15 protein-coding genes are annotated in these 20,817 nt (G+C 59.5%); 5 read left to right on the top strand and 10 right to left on the bottom strand.

The genetic code is table 11. The features are described 5' to 3' along the window. Nucleotides 1-20 precede the first annotated feature (20 nt). From AC6I1V_RS15085 to AC6I1V_RS15075, 3 genes are all read left to right on the top strand, one after another. On the top strand, nucleotides 21-500 hold the full coding sequence (locus AC6I1V_RS15085; RefSeq protein WP_302554380.1) for a cytochrome c3 family protein: 480 nt from the start codon (nucleotides 21-23) through the stop codon (nucleotides 498-500). Nucleotides 501-1,272: 772 nt separating this feature from the next. Then, nucleotides 1,273-1,872, top strand: coding sequence for a molybdenum cofactor guanylyltransferase (gene mobA, locus AC6I1V_RS15080; protein ID WP_302554381.1), 600 nt, complete (start codon nucleotides 1,273-1,275; stop codon nucleotides 1,870-1,872). A gap of 1,485 nt (nucleotides 1,873-3,357) precedes the next feature. After that, nucleotides 3,358-7,386, top strand: a complete 4,029-nt coding sequence (locus AC6I1V_RS15075; RefSeq protein WP_486854191.1) for an SNF2-related protein — start codon at nucleotides 3,358-3,360, stop codon at nucleotides 7,384-7,386. Here AC6I1V_RS15075 and AC6I1V_RS15070 read toward each other — a convergent pair. The 8 genes from AC6I1V_RS15070 to AC6I1V_RS15035 all read right to left on the bottom strand — a co-directional run bounded on the left by AC6I1V_RS15070 (nucleotide 7,364) and on the right by AC6I1V_RS15035 (nucleotide 14,830). Then, nucleotides 7,364-7,639 carry a hypothetical protein gene (locus AC6I1V_RS15070; protein ID WP_486854192.1) on the bottom strand — a complete coding sequence of 92 codons (276 nt, stop codon included), beginning with the start codon at nucleotides 7,637-7,639 and terminating at the stop codon, nucleotides 7,364-7,366. The two genes, AC6I1V_RS15075 and AC6I1V_RS15070, sit on opposite strands and share 23 nt — an antisense overlap. A gap of 103 nt (nucleotides 7,640-7,742) precedes the next feature. Then, nucleotides 7,743-8,534, bottom strand: coding sequence for a 4Fe-4S dicluster domain-containing protein (locus AC6I1V_RS15065; protein ID WP_479858730.1), 792 nt, complete (start codon nucleotides 8,532-8,534; stop codon nucleotides 7,743-7,745). Nucleotides 8,535-8,589: 55 nt separating this feature from the next. Then, on the bottom strand, nucleotides 8,590-9,333 hold the full coding sequence (locus AC6I1V_RS15060; protein ID WP_486849455.1) for a sulfite exporter TauE/SafE family protein: 744 nt from the start codon (nucleotides 9,331-9,333) through the stop codon (nucleotides 8,590-8,592). A 1,299-nt stretch (nucleotides 9,334-10,632) separates the two neighbouring features. Next, nucleotides 10,633-12,093, bottom strand: a complete 1,461-nt coding sequence (locus tag AC6I1V_RS15055) for a nucleobase:cation symporter-2 family protein (protein WP_482333607.1) — start codon at nucleotides 12,091-12,093, stop codon at nucleotides 10,633-10,635. 145 nt (nucleotides 12,094-12,238) lie between these two features. Then, a complete protein-coding gene (locus AC6I1V_RS15050) occupies nucleotides 12,239-12,565 on the bottom strand; it encodes a cytochrome c3 family protein (protein ID WP_486854193.1) in 327 nt (108 codons plus the stop codon). Between the two features lie 1,121 nt (nucleotides 12,566-13,686). Next, complete coding sequence (locus tag AC6I1V_RS15045; protein ID WP_302554290.1) at nucleotides 13,687-13,995, bottom strand: hypothetical protein; 309 nt, start codon at nucleotides 13,993-13,995, stop codon at nucleotides 13,687-13,689. A gap of 278 nt (nucleotides 13,996-14,273) precedes the next feature. Then, nucleotides 14,274-14,507, bottom strand: coding sequence for a FeoA family protein (locus tag AC6I1V_RS15040; protein WP_337430799.1), 234 nt, complete (start codon nucleotides 14,505-14,507; stop codon nucleotides 14,274-14,276). Then, complete coding sequence (locus tag AC6I1V_RS15035) at nucleotides 14,504-14,830, bottom strand: hypothetical protein (RefSeq protein ID WP_302554288.1); 327 nt, start codon at nucleotides 14,828-14,830, stop codon at nucleotides 14,504-14,506. The genes AC6I1V_RS15040 and AC6I1V_RS15035 overlap by 4 nt, the downstream gene beginning before the upstream one ends. Nucleotides 14,831-15,081: 251 nt before the next feature. Between AC6I1V_RS15035 and AC6I1V_RS15030 the strand changes: the two genes are divergently transcribed. Beyond that, nucleotides 15,082-15,393: a hypothetical protein gene (locus AC6I1V_RS15030; RefSeq protein ID WP_486854194.1), complete on the top strand. Its 312-nt coding sequence runs from the start codon at nucleotides 15,082-15,084 to the stop codon at nucleotides 15,391-15,393. 34 nt (nucleotides 15,394-15,427) lie between these two features. On the opposite strand, the gene AC6I1V_RS15025 is transcribed toward AC6I1V_RS15030, so the two are convergent. Both AC6I1V_RS15025 and AC6I1V_RS15020 read right to left on the bottom strand, forming a co-directional pair. Then, nucleotides 15,428-16,717 carry an MFS transporter gene (locus AC6I1V_RS15025; protein WP_302554286.1) on the bottom strand — a complete coding sequence of 430 codons (1,290 nt, stop codon included), beginning with the start codon at nucleotides 16,715-16,717 and terminating at the stop codon, nucleotides 15,428-15,430. 82 nt (nucleotides 16,718-16,799) lie between these two features. Continuing rightward, a complete protein-coding gene (locus AC6I1V_RS15020; protein WP_486854195.1) occupies nucleotides 16,800-18,413 on the bottom strand; it encodes an amidohydrolase in 1,614 nt (537 codons plus the stop codon). A gap of 231 nt (nucleotides 18,414-18,644) precedes the next feature. Here AC6I1V_RS15020 and AC6I1V_RS15015 point away from each other — a divergent pair, with 231 nt between their 5' ends. After that, the gene (locus AC6I1V_RS15015) at nucleotides 18,645-20,723 is read left to right on the top strand and encodes a hypothetical protein (RefSeq protein WP_497737167.1); all 2,079 of its coding nucleotides are present in this window, start codon (nucleotides 18,645-18,647) and stop codon (nucleotides 20,721-20,723) included. Nucleotides 20,724-20,817: the final 94 nt, after the last annotated feature.

Here is a 20,817-nt window from a genome sequence, read left to right as displayed (position 1 = left end):
CAGCACCCGGAGTTGTAAACGTGAGAAAGGAACTTTTGACCCTTGCCGTGGCCTGTCTCCTGTGTGTCCCCGCTTTCGCCAATGATGACGAAAAACCCAAAGGCGTCAGCGATATCAAGGAGGTCGGCAAAGCCATCCGCAACCCCATCATCCTTGAGGCCACCGGCGGAAAGCAGAAGATGGACGTCGTGTTCAACCACTCGTCGCATCGCCGCGTCCGCTGCCAGACCTGCCACCATGCACTGCCTTCCGATATCGACGCCAAGTACGTCACCTGCGGCGCGAGCGAGGAATGCCATTCAGTGCCCCGTGGCGACGACGGCGTTGCCCCAAGCCTCTTCAAGGCGTTCCACGCCAAGGACAGCGATCACTCCTGTTACGGCTGCCACATGAAAAAGCGCAAGCAGTACACAGGGTTCCAGAAGGGTTGCTTGCCCTGTCACGAAAAGGCTCAAAAGGATCCCAAGGCTCCGGCCGTTGCTGAAAAGACGTTGAACTAACCCCGTCATAGCGGGTTCCCGTTTATGGAACAAGGCGGCTTCCTTTTGTGGAAAGCCGCCTTGTTTCAGGAGGCTGTGTCCTAGAAAATGGTTGATGCCCTTTTCCTTAAAATTCCAAAGGAATAACCGGAAAAATACCTTAGCCCTAGATTCCGCCAATGGGAACACTGGAAAAAAGGTTGTGTTTTCCACCGTACTGTGGAGATGAAACAACCACATGCCATGACAGAGCCTTTCAAAAGGTTGTGCCACAGGAAGCGATTGATGCCTTATGTTTTGAAATTCCAAAGGGATAACCAATAAAATGCCTCAGCCGTGGGGCATCTGGGTCATCCAACGGAAAATTTGAGAAAAATCTGTATTTTCAATATACTGCTGAGAGAAAAGAAGCATATTCTGCGGCAGGCCCTTTCAGAAAGGCCCTGTCATGGCATGTGGTTGCCCATCTCCACAACACGGTGAAAATACAGCCTTTTTATAAGAAAAAACATCAACCATTTTCTATGACGCAGCCTCGGAAAAGGCCGATATCCGCCCTCAAAAACCTTTACACCGTCCGCCGCCCTTTGCCGGTTTCCATCCCCGCGGCGATTCCGTCCCTTGCCCAGAGAAACTTTTTTTGAAAAAAAGAATTCGCCCAGCCCTTTTTGTTCTTTTTATCACGAGACAGCCCTTTTTCCGCGACCGTTTTGCCTCCAGACGAGAATATGATACACAGAGTCACATATCAGCGCATCCCCACCTTCTTGGCAGGCAGCGCCGAGGAGACATCGTGTACGGAATAGTCATGGCGGGTGGCCTGTCGTCCCGCATGGGGCGGAACAAGCTCCGCCTCTCGATTCACGGCGACGGCAAGGACATGCTTGAGCGCACGGTGGAGCTGCTCGGCGGCTTCACTGACGGCGTGTTCGTTTCCTGCCGCGCGCCCGAAGACGCCGCCCCTTTCAAGGCCATCCCCGACGAGGTGGATCGCCAAGGGCCGTTCGGCGGGGTCTATTCGGCCCTGCGCCGCCTACAGCAACCCCTGCTGGTTCTCTCCTGCGATCTGCCGTTCATGGACGGCCCGACGCTTCGCCGCCTGCTCGATGCGCGGGAAACCCGTTTGCCCGGCACCATCATGACCACGTATCAGCAAGAGGAAACGGGGTTTATCGAAGCTCTGGTCGCGGTATACGAACCCGCGTGCCTGCCTTGGTTCGACGCCGCGTGGGAACAGGGCGTCCGCAAGTTCAGCGTGGTCATCCCCGAAGCCCTGCGCACCCACGTCCCCTACTCGCGCTCGGAGGCCCTGCCCTTTTTCAACATCAACTATCCCGCCGACTTTGAAATCGCCCGCCGCCTCGCGGAGCTGATGAGGAGGGACGGGATGTAGGGGCGGACGGAAGGAAGAGAAGACTTGGAGGGGAGAGGGAGGGACTTTCTGGAGAAAGTCCCTCCCTCTCCCCTCCAAACCTCCCCTCTCCCACCCCAAAGACTTTCGTATGCGGGCGTCAGGCCGGCTCCGTTTGGCGTAAAGGGCCGACCGCCGTTTGTACCTGAGCGAAGAAAACGCAACAATTGTTTTTGAGAGCCGTTGGGTACGTTTGAAAATTTGGGCATAGCCGCCTTCAGGAAAGGCCGTGCCATAGAAAACGGTTGATGCTTTTTTCCTTGAAGTTCCAAAGGAATAACCGACAAAATACCTTAACCGCGGACTCCGCCAAGGGAAAAACTGGGGAAAAAGGCTGTGTTTTCATCGCGCTGTGGAGATGAAGCAACCGCATACTATGACAGGGCCTTACGAAAACGATATGCAGTCATATTGTGCTCTTCTAAAACGAAATACCGTAATCATTTTGGAATGGCATTCCCTTCACCATATAAAACGGCACTGTATCCGGCTAGATGGGCATCGCTTCCGCTTCCACAGCCAATTACGCTTTTGGCCGATTGCTCTTTTGAACAATTTTACAAATCCGCAGGGCATTATCAGGAAACACGATTGATATATTCACATAACATGGTGAAAGGAAATATTTTTATAAACTTTTTTATCAGGAAAGGGTTGATGCTTTCTTAAAGTTCCAAAGGAATACCTATAACATGCCTCAACCAGAAGCCCATCAGCGGAAAACTGAAAAAAAGGCGGCATTTTCACCACACTGTAAAGATGAAACAACACAGCCTATGGCGGGCCTTTTCTTTTGATGCCCTTCATAGCTGAAACATTTCATCAGTCCTTTATCGGAAATTTCAAGAAATGACCTTATCGAGCGGCTGTTATGTTACAGCCACCCGCAACGTCCCCAAAGGCTCTTCATCCACAACAAAAACGGGGAACAGGGATTCGATAAGGCCGAAAAGTTTAGGAGCGGAGATGAAACAACACAGCCTATGACGGGCCTTTTCTTTTGATGCCCTTCATAGCTGAAACATTTCATCAGTCCTTTATCGGAAATTTCAAGAAATGACCTTATCGAACGGCTGTTATGTTACAGCCACCCGCAACGTCCCAAAAAGCTCTTCATCCACAGCAAAAACGGGGAACAGGGATTCGATAAGGCCGAAAAGTTTAGGAGCGGAGATGAAACAACACAGCCTATGACGGGCCTTTTCTTTTGATGTCCTTCATAGTTGAAACATTCCATCAGTCCTTTATCGGAAATTTCAAGAAATGACCTTATCGAGCAGCTGTTATGTTACAGCCACCCGCAACGTCCCCAAAGGCTCTTCATCCACAGCAAAAACGGGGAACAGGGATTCGATAAAGTCGAAAAGTTTAGGGGATGAGGGGAGGGGGTTCGGGGGAGGGGAGAAGGCCCCTTTACAAAGGGGCCTTCTCCCCTCCCCCGCCCTTCCCACCACCCAAGGAGCTCCCATGAATCCACTCAAATCCCTGCGGCAGCGGTACATGGAGCTGTCGGAACCGTACCGGCTGCTGCTCCAGCTCAAGGCCGTAATGGGCGGGTTCTCGCGTTCGCTTTTGCCGGAATGCCTGCGCGAAGCGGGTGTCCGGCCCCCGCGCGGGCAGTCATGGAACGCCGGGGACATCAGAGCCGCACTCCATACGCTGCACCAGATAGGGCTTACCGACGGCAAGGATCGCGTCGTTGCGGAATTCGAGCATGAGCTCTGCATGGAGGGCCTGCAACGCATGGCCCCGGCGGTGCGGAAGGTGCTGGAAAGGGGGGCGGGCATCCATACCGCCGCCTTGAGGTTGCGCCTTGCCGTCTATGAACGGGATCTCAGGGCCTATGAAAAGGCCCGGCTTGATGCGCAAGCGATGGAGGAAGGCGGCAACCACCCCTTCGCCGGGCAGTTTGCCGATGCCCCCACCGATCCGGGCTGGCTGGACGTACTCCCGCCGCGCATAAGGCTGGATGTGATCGCCAACAACCTCATCCCGCTCGCCGAAACGGGGGCAATCACCAAAAACCTGCGGAACTGCATGGAGGTTTTGCCGCGGCTGCGCCCCTCGCTGGCGGATCTGCCCCCCTGTCCGGGATTGATTTTGTTCGATGCGCTTGCAGGGCGCTACGCGGAAGCCCGCGCCCAGATCGTGCCGCTGCTGCTCGACAGGGCGGAATTCCGCGGCCCCCTGTTTCAGGGCATCATCACCTTTTTGGAAGGCGGGGACGCCGTGCCCCCGCTCCGGGAAGCCCAAAGGCGCTTCCGCAAGGCCAGCGGCAAGCGCAAGGCGTTCCTCCCCGGCCCCGGCGGGTTGTGCTTCGCGCTGGCCCTGATCCGCGCCGACCAGCCGGAACTCCGCGAAGAATGCGCCGCCATGCTGCGCGAGCTGTCCCCCCGCCAGCCCGCCTACAAGGGGCTCGCGGCGGCAAAGGCGCTCCTCGGCCTTGCCAACGGACGTTCTGAGGCCGCCATGCTCAAACGCATTGAGGATCTGCCGTCCGATCCGTTTTCCGAGGCAGTTTTCCGGGCCGTGGACGCCAGCCTTGACGACGGTTCGCACGACGCCGGCCCCACGGAACGCCAGTTCGAGCGGCTCAAAGGCATACTCCCGCTCACGGCCTGCCTGTTCGCGGAAACGCTGGCCCGCCTCCGCCCGCAAGGGCCGTGGAAGGCGTGGATCGAGGGCTTCCCCATCCGCCATGTCCGGCTTACCGATTTTCTGGATCGGCGCGAAAACTGGGAACGGGTTTTCGAGGCGCTGGTGCACAGGCTGCAACAGCCGGTGGGAAAGGAGAAGGCCAAAAAGCGCATCGCATGGCTCGTGGATACCGAGCGTTTCCGGGTGGAGGCGCTGGAACAGTCTTCCAAAGGCGAGGACTGGAGCGCCGGGCGCGCCGTTTCCCTCAAGCGGCTGCACGAGGAATCCGAAACGCTGGACTGGCTCACCGAACAGGATCGTTCCGTGCTCGCCACCCTGCGCTGGTCGCGGTCGTGGAACGGCACGACCTGCGAGGCCGATCCCTACCGGGCGCTTCCGGCGCTGGCGGGCCATCCGAACCTGCTCCGGGCGTCGGATCGCGTGCCCATCTCGCTGGCCTGCAAGCCCGTGGAACTGGTCGTACGGCAGGAGCGCAACGGGTACAGCCTTGCGCTCTCGCGGTGGATGCCGCGCGGGGAAATGCGGTGCGTGGAGGCCGCCCCGCGATCCTATATCCTTTATTATCTCCCGGAACGTCTGGAAGGCGCCGCCGAACTGCTTGGGGAGCATGGGCTGAGCGTCCCCACGGAAGGCGGCCCGCGGGTGCTGGAACTGATCAGGAATCTGGACGAGGGGGTGGTGCGCCCGGTGATCCGGGCCGAAGAGGTCTCCGCATCGATCCGGCTGCTGGTGCGGCTGCGTCCCCTCGGCACGGGCATTGAAGCCGCGGTGTATGTGCGTCCGTTCGGGATGCCCGATACCCCGGCGTTCCCGGCAGGCGAAGGGCCAGCGGCACCGTTGGCGGAGATCGAAGGCCGCACCGTACGCACGGAACGGGATTTCGAGGAGGAAACCCACGCGGCGAGGGATCTCGCGCGGCGCTGCCCGACGCTGCGCGGACGCGGCGGCATCGGCCCGTGGCTCATTGAAGATATTGAAGAAGCCTTGGATTGCCTTCTCGAACTGGAAGAGGCGGGCCCGGAACTGGAATGGCCCGAAGGGGAGAAGCTCCGGGTCTGCCCGCAGGTTTCGGCAACGCGGCTCTCTGTGGACGTGCGCCATTCGCGCGACTGGTTCCAACTGCACGGGCAGATTGCGGTCAACGAGTCTCTGGTGCTGGATATGGCGCAGGTGCTGGAACGCCTCGCGCAGTCGAAAGGCCGTTTCGTGCCCCTTGGGGACGGCGCGTTCCTCGCCCTGACCAAGCAGTTCCGGCAGCAGCTTGATCGGCTGGAACGGCTGGCCGAACGCGACGGCGCAAGCCTCCGGGTGCATCCGCTGGCGGCGGATACGGTGTGCGATCTGCTCGACGGGGCGGAGGTCAAGGGCGACGCCGCATGGGAAAGCTGGCTTGGGCGCATCCGTCAGCCCGGCGGTACGCCCGCCGTGCCTTCGACGCTGCGGGCGGATCTGCGCGACTACCAGCTTGACGGCTACGTCTGGATGTCCCGGCTGGCCCGCTGGGGCGCGGGGGCCTGCCTTGCGGATGATATGGGGCTCGGCAAGACCGTGCAGACCATCGCCGTGCTGCTGGCGCAGGCCGGGATGGGGCCGTCGATCATCATTGCGCCCACATCCGTCTGCCACAACTGGGAAAACGAGCTCGGACGCTTCGCGCCCACGCTCTCGGTGCACCGTTTCGGCCCCGGCGACCGGGCCGCACAGGTGGGGGCCCTCGGCCCCGGCGACGTGCTCATCGCAAGCTACGGGCTGCTGCACACGGAGGCAAAATGCCTCTCCGGGCGCGAGTGGCAGGTGGCCGTTTTCGATGAGGCGCAGGCGCTCAAGAACGCCGACACCCGCCGCGCACGGGCCAGCCGCCAGATCCCGGCAGCCTTCCGCGTGGCGCTCACGGGCACGCCCATCGAAAACCGCCTTGAGGATCTTTGGAGCCTCTTCAACCTGATCAATCCCGGCCTGCTCGGTACGCGGCAGTCGTTCCAGAAACGGTTTGCCGCCGCATCCGCGCCGTCCACGGAGGAGGGCGTTTCGGAAGGCCAGTCCGCCGCCCGGCAAGCCCTGCGCGCGCTCGTCCGGCCCTTCATCCTGCGCCGCACCAAGAGCGAAGTCCTTACGGAGCTTCCCCCGCGCACGGAACAGGTTATCGAAGTGGATCTCCCCGACGATGAGCGGGCTTTCTACGAGGCGCTGCGCCGCAGCGCCCTCGCCTCGCTGGAGGCCGCCGGGCAGGAGGATGGCGGAGCCTCCCGGAAATTCAGCATCCTGACCGAGCTGATGAAGCTGCGCCGGGCCTGCTGCGCCCCTGCGCTCATCGATCCCGGCACCAAGCTTACGGGCGCGAAGCTCTCGGCTTTTATGGAACTGGTGGAAGAACTCGTACGGGGCAGGCACAAGGCGCTGGTATTCAGCCAGTTCGTAGGCTGCCTTTCCGAGGCCCGCCGCCTGCTCGATGCCGCCGGATACGGCTATCAGTATCTGGACGGCTCCACGCCCGACCGGGAACGTCAGGCGGCTGTGGCGGCATTCCAGTCCGGCAAGGGCGATCTTTTCCTCATCAGCCTGAAGGCGGGCGGGCAGGGGCTCAACCTCACCGCCGCCGACTACGTGATCCATCTTGACCCGTGGTGGAACCCCGCCGTGGAGGATCAGGCGTCCGACCGCGCCTACCGCCTTGGGCAGCAGCGCCCCGTCACCGTCTACCGGCTGGTCGCGCGCGGAACCGTGGAGGAGTCCATCCTCAAGCTCCACCGTTCCAAGCGCGCCCTCGCCGCCGACGTCCTCGAAGGCACGGACGTGCCCTTGAGCGAGGCCGAGCTTATGGATTTGATCCGCAGATGACGGCGTAGCCCGCCATACGGCCTGCAATGCGGCCCACCTGCGCCATCTCACGGGAACGGGAAGCCGCACGCCAGAGCGACGGCCCCTTCCGGTTTTCGGCAGGCCGCCGAGATACCCCGGTTTGTTGGGGCTGCGCCGGGGCAGACGGTTGGGCCTTTATCCGCTGGCCGCCAAGCACCGGAACCGTCTCCACCGTGCGGGCTTCCAACGGAAAGGCCATAGGAACGCATTGATTCGTTCTCGCATTATCCATCAATATGATCCTATGGCAATGCCGTGCATTTGAACCAAAGAGTTTTTGCTGAAAATCGCCGAACGGCACGATACCTATGGCAATGCCGTTGAACAGCCGTCCGCTACAGGAACAGCTCCGGCTCACGGCGCTCCGTACATCGGGCCGCCAATCCCGCCATTTGGGCGGCGAACACGGGCGCGACTTCGGGACGCGGCCCGCGCGCTGCGGCCGGGCAGATGCGCACGCAGCCGAAGCAGAACAGGCAGCGTTCCGGCTCGGCCACGGCATACGTCTCGGAATCAATGATCCGAACCGGGCACGTCCGGGCGCACAGCCCGCAGCGGATACAGGCTTCGGCATCCAGCAGCGCGGGCGCGAACGGCGTCGGCTTGTACTCCTTGTACGGGACAGCCCCCGGCACGCCCAGAGGCGGCATGGAACCGGAAAGGCCATCCGCCTTGGCCCGCAGAGCACTGCCGAAACGCTTCATGGCCACGAGATCGGAAGCGTCGGGACGCCCACGGCCCATGTCGGGGTTGAGGCAGTGCTGCGCCACGAATGCGGCGGCGCCGAGCGTCACGCACCCAGCCGCCTCACCGAGCGTTTTAAGCTCCAGAAGCGCGTCGTCGTAATGCCGGTTGCCGTACACCGCGACCGGCACGAACGGCGTACCCTCGCCGCGCAACGGCAGCCCCTTATGGAACGGCGACGGAATGCGCCCGTAATAGACCGGCATCCCGGCGATCACCAGCTCGTGCGGCCCGGTTTTCAGGAGCGCGGCGCGGCTTTTTGGGTCGGCCCAATCCGTTTCGGAAAGTTCGGAACAGCCGAAGCCCTCGGCCACCGCCCGCAACGTCCGCTTCGTCGTCCCGGTCGGGCTGAAATACGCAATGTGTACCTGCTTGATTTCCATAGATATCCTCCTCTGAACCATCACCGGGAGCCCGCCGGGGACGTTCCCCTTCTGTTTAGAATAAAGCCTCCACAGCCCGGATGATGCAAACACTCCCGGCGAAGGCAATCATGACGAGCAGAATGCCCTGAAAAACGCTTTCCCGGACGAATCGGGCCACGGGCAAGGAAACGGCGAGCCCCATCAACGCGCCGGGCATCCCCCAAAGCGCGGCCTTGACCACCACGGGAGTGTACAGCCCGGCGGCGGCCTGAACAATACAGGTGCAAATGCTGGTGCCGAGAAAATACAGGCTGAGCGTCCCGCGTGTGGTGTCCTTGTCCCACCCGACATAGAGCGCGTAAATCGCCACGGGCGGCCCGCTGAAGCTGATCGCCGCGTTGGCGAAGCCCGACGCAAACCCGGATACGGCACAGCCCCGCACGCTTTCGGGGTGCGCGCCACCAGCGCGGTGCAGCACCTGCCAAGCCACATATACGATCAGCGCCGCTCCCAGGCCGCCCTGCAGCCAAATTCCGGGGACTACCCGCAGGACGTACACGCCGACGATAAGGCCGGGGATACATCCAAGCAGCATGGGGATAATCGGCGCTACCCGCGCGTAGGCGCGGTACATCCATGCCACATAGACCGCAAGGGCCACCGCCACGAGGCAGGTAGCCGGAACAGCTTCACCCATTTCCAGTACGCAGGCCACGATGGGCAAGGCGACCATCGCCGCCCCCATCCCGCTGACGCCATTGATGAAGCCTCCAAGGAACCATGCCAAAAAAACGAGGGGGTAGCTGGATTCAAACATAGACGCCCCACACGGCCTGCCCGGATCTCCGGAACACGCCGGATAAAAAGGGATTGTGAGGGAAAATCCTTTTTTGCTCTAACAGGAGACCCCAAGGCTGTACAGAGGCCACCCCTGAAAAACAGAGGCGTTTTGCGGAAACATTTTGCTTTTGCATTGAACTATTGCGGATTATCATAAAACCGAAACGCCGCTGATTCTGCTGAAGGCGATCCCCTCCCTCTCGGCCCCCTACTATCGCAGGAGGGACATCGCATCAAAGTGGGGCGCTCCACTCCCTCGCGGGACACCCTCACAATGCCGCGCATCTTGCGGCTTTCGCAGGAGCCGCCCCTTGCGGGCCGCCCCGTTTCTCCAAAGGCTCATCATGGCATGCTGTTTCATATCAACAATACAGACTTTTTCTCCAGTTTTCCGTTGATGGACTCCATGCTTGGGGCATTTTATTGATTATTCTTTTGGAATGGCCGTATTATAGAAAATGGTTGATGCTTTTTTCCTTGAAACTCCAAAGGGATAACCGGAAAAATGCCTTAGCCGTGGATCCCGCCAAGGGGAAAACTGGAAAAAAAGCTCTATTTTTCACCGTACTGTGGAGATGAAGCCTTCCCCTCCAATTCTCCCCTTGGCGGAATCATTGATGAGGCCGTGCCGTCGTTTGATATATAATTGTTTGAAATTATTAAAATAATCCTTTTTATAACTCAAAAAAATAATTTATTAATTACAATATGTTATATCAAATTAACAACACGGCTTAAAGCGTTTTTACGCTGAAAATACTCTTCCGACTGCGGGAAGCAGGCGGCCGCTGCGAAGGCATAAGCACCATTTATTCACACTGCTCAATGCAGGATCGAGCCTGTTTTGAACTTTAACATTGTAACATATTAAAATTGATGATCTGTTATAGAATGTGGTTGCTTCATCTCCACAGTATGGTGAAAGAGAGAGAGAGAGAGAGAGAGACTTTTTCCCTCATTTCCCCGTTAATGGACTCTATGGTTGGTGGATTTTATTGGTTATTCCCTTGGAATTTCGGAAAATAAAGCATCTGCCATTTCCTATGACACAGCCAAATTAATTCGCTCTAAGGCGTTTTACTGGTTATTCCTTTGGAACTTCAAGAAAAAACGACAACCGTTTTTATGACACGGCCTTGGAATTTCAAGAAAGCGCCAGCCATTTCTTGTGGCGCAGCCTCCCCAAATAAAAAAGACGAGGGGAAACCTCGCCTTTTCGTGATGCCCAAGCGCATCAGCCGCCATCCGTAAGGCCGGACGGCGGCGGAACTACGGTTTATTCGTGCTTGTTGAACAAAAATTCGGAATGGGGGTTACAGTCATCATCGTCCTCATCGCCCTCATAGGGGCAAATGCCCTTGGGGAGGAGCTGGTGGACGATCATGGCGGTGACCCCGCCGGAGACGATGGCGGAATCAAAGAATATCTTGAGGAAACGCGGCAAGTGTTCAAAAACTTCCGGGGAGGTCAGGGACATGAGCCCCACGCCGATGGATACCGCGACGACGATGGATTCGCGGCGGTTCACGTCATGCTGCAACAGAATGCGGATGCCGGAACAGGCGATCGTCCCAAAAAGGACGACCAGCGCGCCGCCGAGCACGGGCCGGGGCAGAAGCTGGAAAAACACGACGATGACGGGGAACAGGGCGAACAGGATAAACAGCGCGCCGCAGAACTTGCCCACCTTGCGGCTGGCGACGCCGCTGAGCTGGATGACGCCGTTGTTCTGGGCAAAGGTCGCCACCGGGAAGCATCCGAAAACGGCCCCAAGGGTGGTCATCAGCCCGTCGCACAAGATCCCGCCTGAAAGTCGGCTGCGGTACAGGCGACCGCGCACGGGCTGCTCGGAAACGACGCTCGTAGCGGTCAAGTCGCCGATGGCCTCAATGACGATGACGAGGAAAAGGAAGCTCAGGACAAGGAAGGCGTGCAAATCAAAACCGAAAAAGCCGAACTTGAACGGCACCGGCATGATGAACCACGTATGCTGCTCGAAAAGGACGCCCCAGTTGACCTTGCCCATAACGACCGCCACTGCGAAGCCGACAAGGATGCCCACAATGAGCGAACTCATGCGCAGGAGCGGGTTTTTGCTGCGGTTGGCCAAAACGATGGAAAGGATGACGAGCATCCCAAGGAACAGGTTGGAAACGTCTCCGAACGTCCCGTCGGCCTTGGCCGCATAGCCGCCCGCGAGATCCACCGCGCCCACACGTACCAGAGAGATGCCGATCATCATAACGGTGATGCCCGCCACGGTGGGCGTGATGATCTTGCGCAGGAACGACATCATGCGGCTCCCCGCCATGACCACGAACCCGCCGACGAAGCATACGCCGAAGAGCGTCGAAAGCGTCTGTTCCCACGACATCCCCTGATCCTTCATGAGCAGGCTCCCGACGGCGATGAGCGTGCCGGGAAACGCGAAGCTCGTCGCCTGAATGCTCAACATGCCGGAGCCGATGCCGAAGGGCCGGGATACCTGAAACCAGATCCCTATGCCCGCGAACAGCAGGGACATGCTGACAAGGTAGGCGATGGCCTCCGGGGGAACGCCCAACGCGCCCGCGACGATGGCGGGCGGCGCCATGACGCTGAGCACCATGGCCAGAATGTGCTGGAGGGCGGCCAGCAGGGACGAGCCGAAAGGCGGGTGGGACTCAAGGCCGTAAATCAGTTCGCTTCCTTTTTCAGGGCTGGACGTAGCGGGCTGCGAGGCCGGGGCGCTGGACATAGGCATCCTCCAGAGGCTTGGGGATGGGAGATCTTCGCCGGGAAAACCAGCGCCGCGCCTGCCGGGGCCGCGTGCGATCTCTTCCGGGGTTATTCCATTTTTTACGGAAATCGGGTTTCCGCGTACAGTATAATGAGGCCCCGCATCACCACGTATGGCAGATGAGGCAATAATTCAAATCCTCGGCGTGCTCCTTGTGGCAGACCCAACAAGGAACCTCCGTTCCCCAATGCGGGGAAATATGGGGATTTTTCTTTCCACGGGAGGCGGTCTGTTTGGCCGTCTCCGCTGCGTCATGGCACTTGGCGCAGGACATTTCCCCGGCCTGCTTCGGGTTTTTCCGCCCGGTGTGGCAGTCCGCGCACATGAGATCCGCATGGGCATCCCGAAACGCCTTCTGAGGGGCTGCATGGGAAGGGGCGGCAAGGCACAGGGCCGCCAGACAGAGCGCCAGCGTCCAAGCGTACTTCATGGTGGTTCAAACATCCTTCAAGTAATACGTTAAAAAACAGTTGCCGTATACCGACCATCAAATGCGCCGGCCCTAGGCCGTGTTGTTAATTAATATAATATGTTGAAATTATTTGATTATTTTTAAGACGCAAAAAATATTTTTAATAATTTCAAATAATTATATAAAACAGACTCTGTTTAGGATGTGGTTGTTTCATCTCCACAGTGCGGTGAAAAATACAGCCTTTTTTCCAGTTTCCCCTTGGCGTGAGCCACGGCTAAGGCGTTTTTCCGGCTATCCCTTTGGGGTTTCAAGGAAAAAGCATCAACCATTTTCTATAACACAGCCTAAAAATGACGGCACGACCTAGCGCAATGACATTTCAACACGCAATCCCACACCAGCCGGAGTAAGCCGTTGAGGGCATTGAAAGCCCGTTGATGCGGCTTTGATCCCATCAAAAACAGGCATCAAAAGAGCTGCTTTCTTTCACCGCAATCATTTTCAAAACAAAAACGCGACATGCCTCCTGTGAGAAAATGCGCCATAGATTCCCCCTCTTCAAAAGAGCCTCTCTTTACGCGGAGCGGAACCTTTCCCCTTCCATCTTCATGGACGGCAATATCACGTGCTGATTCCTTACCCTGTTGCATCCCCCTAGTAAAGATTCTCACAAGAGATTTTCTCAGGCGGATGTTCCCGATGCGGCCCCTTTGCTTTTTTCGCCTGTCCCATCAGTATGTTCCATTCCCTAGGCTATATGCGGCACATAAATTTCCGCGCATGGATATAAAAACGGCTGCGCGCGGGCTTCATCGGGCATTTCCAGAGCCCCCGGCCCCGCCTTTTCAGGAAACGGCAGCCCCAGCCAATGTACTTTGTCGATTATCTGCCGTTTCCCTTATCCAGTTTTTGCTAAAGGCTATGCCATAGGGGATGGCTGACGCTTTCTTTCTTGAAGTTCCAAAGGAATAACCAAGAAATGCCCCAAGCATGGAGCCCATCGACGGAAAACAGGAGAAAAAGCCGGTAGTTTCACCATATGGTGGAGATGAAACGGCCACATGCTATGACAGGGCCAAATAAAAAAGCGGAAGGTTTCCCTTCCGCCTTTTATGGGTGCCAATGCACTTCGGGCATCAGCCTTTCATGCTGCGCTTGGATGCCTTAAGGGGATTGACTTTCTTCTTGGCTTCTCCAGTAATTTTGGGGATGCGATGCTGGTTCTGCTCAAACAGGCTGGCCGCATCAAGGCTCAACGCATCCAGCCGGGCTGCCACATCCTTGCGGTTTCCGGCGTAACGGTTCGGATCGGCAAGGGGCCGATCCACATACTCCGGCGAGGTCAGATACAGCCCTTTCTCATCAATGGCGAGGCAAGCGCATCCTTCTTTTTCCTGCACTGTCTGAATGATCATGTCCGAAGTCGTTCCAAAACGATTGTTCATAACTTCCTCTTTGGTTATGCCGAGGATCGGCCCATTGCCGATCTCTATTTTGATAATGAAAATCTTAATTAACTATAGGCAAGCATTCAAAAATGTAAATGAGATTGCCCTGTTTTTGCCGCAGCCTTCCATCAGGGAGCATGGCGGGGGAGCCTTTGAGATTTATGCTCGGCCTTTCATTATGCCCGGCCCTTCATCCTGAAAGGGGATGGCCCCATGAAAACGCCTTATAATGCCTCTCTCCCACACCCCTCAAAAGCGCGCCCGCCTCGGCGGCGTCAGTCATCCGTGCTGACGGTAACGTCCTCAGCGTCGGCCACACGTAACGCCAGCGTAGTCCCCATCACACGCAGGGACAGGAGATCCCCCATCGGGGAACGCCCCATGACCGTAATCCCGACACCGGGAAGCAATCCCATGTCCCGAAAGCGCTGGGCACGCTCGCCCGTAGCGGCAACGGCGGCGACAAAGCCGCTCTGCCCGTTTCTCAACTGATACAACTTACGAATCATTCTGTTCCCGCTTGGCCTTCAGCCGCCGTTTTCCGTTCCGCTGAGGAAGTATCCAGCAAATCACCAAGGCTGCGCAGCAAACGCGGGATTTCCCGCCGCGCCTGACGCCAGTACCACCTGATCCCTCTCGGCAGCACCAGCGATGCCACGACCACGGCAAGGCAAAGCACGGCCAACGCCTCAACAAAAGCAACGAGGGCCCGGACAAGCAGCGCCAGCCCAAGCACGGACACAGCAGCCAGCGTCAACACCCGTGCGCACCGTCTATACGAAAAAGCCAACTCAACCTCCTGCGGAACCACGATGCCCATAAGATGCGGCATAGGCACAAACCGCCACAGCAGTGTTTCCTTCCGGGAGATTATTGATTTTGAATTTTATTGTCAAATATAAAACACGCCTTCTGTCGGCATCCCCTTTCCGCCGCAACCGATTCCTGTGCAGGATGCCCCCACTGGAACGGCATAGAAGAACAGCAATAACAGCACAAAGTAACGTGTTGGATGGACAGCCGTGTTTTCTATGCGCAGGGAATCCGCCGCAAAGAATGCCGTAGCGAAACGAGGCGCACGCCGTGGGTGAAATCGGGAAAAAGCGACGGCCCGACCTATGCGGCTCCCTGAAGGGATGCGGAAGCCCCGGCAATACCCGGCAGGCCGGGCCTTTCCCCGTCATGCGGATCCGCTTTGGAAGGCATTTCCACGCCGGGGGCAATGCCGCTGATGTTCCGGGATTGTGCGGCGTTTGCCCTTGCCGGATTACGCCCGCTTGCCGTTATCGGGCCATGCCCGGATGCGTGCCCCCTGTCCGGGACGCCGCAGCGCCCACCCGGAACGGGGCGGCATGGACGCCTGCCATGCCGCCCGTTATCCAAACCCGGATCTGAAAAAGCCGGAAAAGCCTTTTCCCGTTTCCCGGCATTACCGCTTATCGAGCGCCCGTGCGCGGTCGAAGTCCCCCTGATACGTAAACCCCGCGCACAAGAGCATGAACGCGCCAAGTACAAAGACGAACTGCACATATACGATGGCGGCGTTCAAGCCGAACGCGTCGGACAGGCCGCCCACGAGCATGGGCCCGAAAAAGCCGAGCCCTTGGAGGAACGTCACGTAGGTTCCGTAGGCCGACGCCTTATAGCGGGCGGGGACGAGTTCCTGCGTGGCGATATGGATGCCCGTAACCGGAATGAGGAAAAGGATGACGCCGAGCGCGATGAGGGGGAAGCTCTTCAGCATAAACCCGAAGCCGAAGCAGGCCGCCAAGAGGATGAAGCAGGGAACGCCGAGCCATGCGCGGGTTTTGCGGCTCCAACGGCCGAGACGGTCGGAAATGATCCCGGACAAAGGCGTGATCACTATGCCGGTGAACAGATATACCGGGCTCATGTACGCCCCCACTTCCGCGCTGGTCCAGCCCATTTCGCGGACGAGGAACATGGGGATCCACGCCACCATGCTGGAATAGACCATGTTGGCGAAGCCGACGCCGATGCCGAGCATGACGAGCGTCTTGTTCTTCAAGGTGACGCCAAAGGCTTCCTTCAGGCTCACATCGTCCTTTTTGGCGTTTTCGGGCTTGGCCGAAGCCTTGGGCAGGGCCGTGGAAAGCACCATGAACAGCAGCGTCGCCGCGCCCATCACGATGAACGGCGCGCGCCAGCCGATGCTCTGCGCCAGAATGCCCGCCACAGCCGTCCCAAGGGCGAGGCCCACGGACATGGAAGAATTATACAGCCCGATCACCGATCCCCAGCGGGACTTCCTGGTCCAGCTCGTCAGCATGGATACGGACACCGGGGCGTAGCTCGCGTTGCCCATGCCGACCATGAACCGCCCAAGCAGGATGAGGAAAAAGTTTGAAACGAGCCCGCACAGCAGGCAGCCGGTCCCCCACAGGCCGGACATGAGGGTGACGGCCTTTTTCTTGGATGTCTTGTCCGCAATAAAGGAAAGCGGCAGCACAAAGAGGGTCATGCCGCAGAGCACGGCGGAACCGGCCACGCCGATCTGGGAATCGGTCAGGCCGAGGGCCTCCTGCATGGCGGGGAACACTGAAGTCACGCCGAGGCGCGCCGAAAAGTCAAGCAGGAACAGCACATAGAGGACGACAAAGGCGAATATGAAGCGGGGGCGGCTGACGGAAACGGCCGCTTCTTCCACGGGGGCCTCGATGGAGGCCACGCTCAAGGGCTTCTGGGTGGCTTGGGACATGGGCGGATCCTCTTGTTCGTGCGGGACGGAACCCGCGGTTGAAGGAAGGCGATGCGGGCGGATGGGCACGCCCGCGCGCCAATCAGGCACGGGCGGAGTACACGGTTTTCCCGCCCACAATCGTTTCCAGAACGCCGATGCCGCGCAGGGCGGCGGGGTCGGCTTCCAGCGGATTGGCGTCGAGGATCACGAGATCGGCCAGTTTTCCGGGCTCGATGGAGCCCTTGTCCTTATCTTGGAAATTCTGCCACGCCGGGTTGAAGGTGTGGGCGCGCAAGGCTTCGAGCACGGAAATGCGCTGATCCGCCCCAAGCACCTGGCCGGAGGAGGTCAGCCGGTTGACGCAGGCCCAGATGGACAGCAGCGGATCGGCGGGCACGATGGGGGAATCGCAGTGCGCGGTGACCACGAGGCCGCGATCCAGCGCCGAGCGCATGGGATCCATCCGGGCGGCGCGTTCCGGGCCGAGGAACAGATCCCGGTGGCGGTCGCCCCAGTAATAGACGTGTGCGGTGAAGAACGAAGGCGTGTAGCCCGCCGCTTCGAGGCGATCGAGCTGATCCTCGCGGATCGTCTGGGCATGGATGAGGATATGGCGGCAGTCCTTGCGGGGATGCTTGGCCTGCGCCGCTTCGAGCGCATCAAGGGCGTCATCGGTGGCGGCATCGCCGTTGGTATGGATGAGGAACTGCCCCCGCCCATGCGCGGCTTCGATCAGCGCGAACAAATTCTCGCGGCTGTGCGTGGGGTAGCCCCGCCATTCGGGGTCGCCCTGATACGGGGTGTAATAGGGTTTGGCGAGATAACCGGTATAGCCCTGCAGCGAGCCGTCCGCGAGCAGCTTGGCCCCGCCGAGGGTCACATCCTTCCCGTCGAACGCCAGCCAGGGATCGTCAGGATCAAGCGACGCGAAGGGGTTGACGTGTACCCGGACAGCGAGGCGCCCCTGCTCCTGCGCGGCGCGCAGGATCTCCGCATCGTCATAGGAAAACAGGGCCGCATCCACCGCCGTGGTGATGCCCCGCGCGGCGTAATCCCGCGTGGCGGCGGCAAGATCGCCGATCCGCTGCTCCCGCGTCTGCTTGGGCAGCAGCGGCATGATGGTTTCATAGACCGGGCTTTCCTCAAGCACGCCGTCCGGTTCGCCGTCCGCATCGCGCCGGATGACGCCCCCGGCGGGGTCAGGCGTATGGCGGCCAATCCCGGCCAGCTTCAGCGCCGCGCTGTTCAGAACGCACAGATGCCCGGAAATATGCTGTGCGAACACGGGATTATGCGGGGCCGCCTCATCCAGTTCCCAACGGCTGGGGAACCGTTTTTCCTCCAGCAGCGTATCATCGAGGCCGCAGGCAAGCACCCATTCGCCGTCGGGCGTTTCCGCCGCACGGGCCCGTATGGCGGCGAGGATGTCCCCAAGCGTCCGGCAGGCCCCAAGGGGCGGCGAATTGAGGTTCACGCGCCCGCGCACCTGCGCAGCCATCAGGATATGCCCGTGGGCATCGTAAAAGCCGGGGAGCACGGCGGCGCCCCCCATGTCCCGGCATTCCGTATCCGGGCCGATGAGCGGGGCCAGGCCGTCCCGATCCCCGACGGCAAGGATACGGTCGCCGTCCAGCGCGAGGGCCGAAGCGACGGCATCGCTTCCATCAAGAGTCAGGATCACGGCATTGAACAACAGCACACTGGCGTATTGCATGAAGACATCCTCCTTGAAACATTGGAATACGTACCCTTCGGCGGGTATATGTGTTAAAAGGAGCAAGGGGGATGCCAACAGGCTCAGATGTATGTAATCAAGCGTCTTCTCAAGAAGTTATTGACAGCATGACAAAATGCGAACTATCACTCGTCTAGAAAACGGGATGAACAGCGTCCAGAAATCAGGATGCGTCTAAAAAACGGGACGCACCCGCAAGGAATCCGCGCCATGCCCACCATCGCCTCAAGTGTCCCTCACGCTTCGCTTCTGCTCGCCCTCCAGCTTTCCGCACGCCCGCTCCACGAACGGGAGCTCGCCGCCATCACCGGGCTGCCCGAAATCCGCGTCCGCTCCGCGCTGAGGGAGCTGTCGCTCCGAAAGTACGCCGCCCCCGCAGGGGAGCCGGACGGAGGCGGGGCCCCGGCATGGGCCGCCGCCCATATCGGGCCGGACTTGCTGGAAGACATGGCCGAAACCCTGTGCACCTCCTGCCCGGAAGCGGGCGTCCCCTACCACATGGGCATCCTCGGCGGGAACGCCACGCTGGAAGACTGCGAAATCGTAGTCCGCTTCATCGACGACCGCCTCAAGGACAACGATCCCGCCGTGCTCGCCTGTTTCGAGATGGCGGTGCAGTTCCTGCTCCGCTGGGGCCGGGCGCATATGGACGACGCGGGCCAGAAAAGCTGGCGGTATGCCGAGCTTGTCCTCGTAGTCCAGAGCATGTGCATCTTCTCACACCATTACCTCCAGCTCGCCACGGAGCTCTCCCCGCTCGCCTACGAAGTCGCGGCCCGCAACAACAGCGAACGCTTCATGCCCATGATCTGGATTTTCCGGCAGTATCTGCAACTGTTCTCAGGCGGAGAGCCGCCGCTCACGGATCGTTTTTTCTACAGTTCGGAAAAGATGCGCCACTTCAAGGAACAGGACATGCAGGATCGCATCCCCGTCTTTGAAGGCATCGAAAACTTCCTCAAGGGGAACTTCCGCGAAACCCTGCTCTGTTACGCGCGCCGCCCCGCACAGGATCACTGGTGGTACAAGCGGTTTTTCGAGCCACTGTCCTTCTGCGCCAGCCAAGCCGCCATGTACCTGCGCGAATACCCCCTCGCCACCGGCATCATCGAATCCGCCCGGCAGACCGCCGAGCTCGCCGGGGAACGCCTCGTCGCCATGCTCTGGATCGCCCACCTGTGCTTTCTGCTCCTCCGCAAGGGCGCGCTGGACGAGGCGATTGTCAAAATCGACTACCTGCTGAACTGCGTCTCCCCCGAACAAAACCATAAGATCGCTTCCAGCGCCGTGCGCGCCCTCGCCGTCTATCATCACCTTTCAGGCCGCACCGACGCCGCCTACCGTGTCCTCCGCAACGAAACCCTGCGCGCCGCCGCGCGCGGGGTCCCCCATTCGCCTTTCCTCGATCCCCTCGTGCTGGATCTCCTCTACGTCTTCGAGCAGCGGGGCTATCCGCCCATCCCCCGTTACGAGCTCGAACCCACGATTGAGATCTTCCTCCGCCAGCCCAGCCGCCAGCTCAGGGGCACGGCCCTGCGCGCCCATGCCCTGCGCCTCCGGGGACGGGGCGCGCCCGCCGAAGAAGTCGTCTCACTCCTCCATGACAGCCTGCGCGAACTGGAACCCACCGGCGATCCCCGCGAGCTCGTGCTTACCCATCACGAACTCGCCAACATGCTCGAAGCGTTGGGCCAGCACCGCGAGGCCCACCGGCAGCGCAAGCGCGTCACCGAACTCATCGGCCACCCGCTTGATGAAAACGCCTCCTACCGCAACGCCGCCATCGCCGCGACCGGGGAAACGTTCCCCGCCCTCGCCCCCACGCCGGAACCGGAAGCCTTGGACACGCCGGGCCGCGCCCTGCTCGACCGCTGCCATGCCGCCTTCAACCGCGAGCCGACCGCCTACCGGAGCGACGAACTGTTCCAGCACCTGCTCGACATCGCCCAGCAGGAACTCCAGTCCGAGCGCGCCGCGCTGTTCCGGCCCTCGCCCGACGGGAAGCCGGAGTTCGTAGCCTCGGTGAACCTCACCCGGATGGAGCTGGAAAGCGAGCAGATGCGGAGCTGCATGGAATGGCTGGAAGGCATCCTCGGCAGCGCCGCCAAGCCCAGAGAGAGAGAGAGAGAGAGAGAGAGAGAGAGAGAGAGAGAGAGAGAGAGAGAGAGCATAAAAAAATCCTGCTATATCAATGGGTTACTTACATATATAAAAAAGACGCAACACGCCTTTCGATACGCAAGTTCCACTACCAGCAGGAACAATACAGCCAAATACCAGTATGGCTGACAGGTGTATATTACGCGTTCCTCGCATCAAGTCAAGAAAAAATGCCTCTTTGTTGACTGACCAAAATTCGTCAAAACAATGGTGCGAGGAAATC

This window comes from Bilophila sp. T19-St14, from assembly GCF_059728385.1.
The sequence above is the reverse complement of the archived record's forward strand: the minus strand, read 5'-3'. Positions and strand labels throughout refer to the sequence as shown.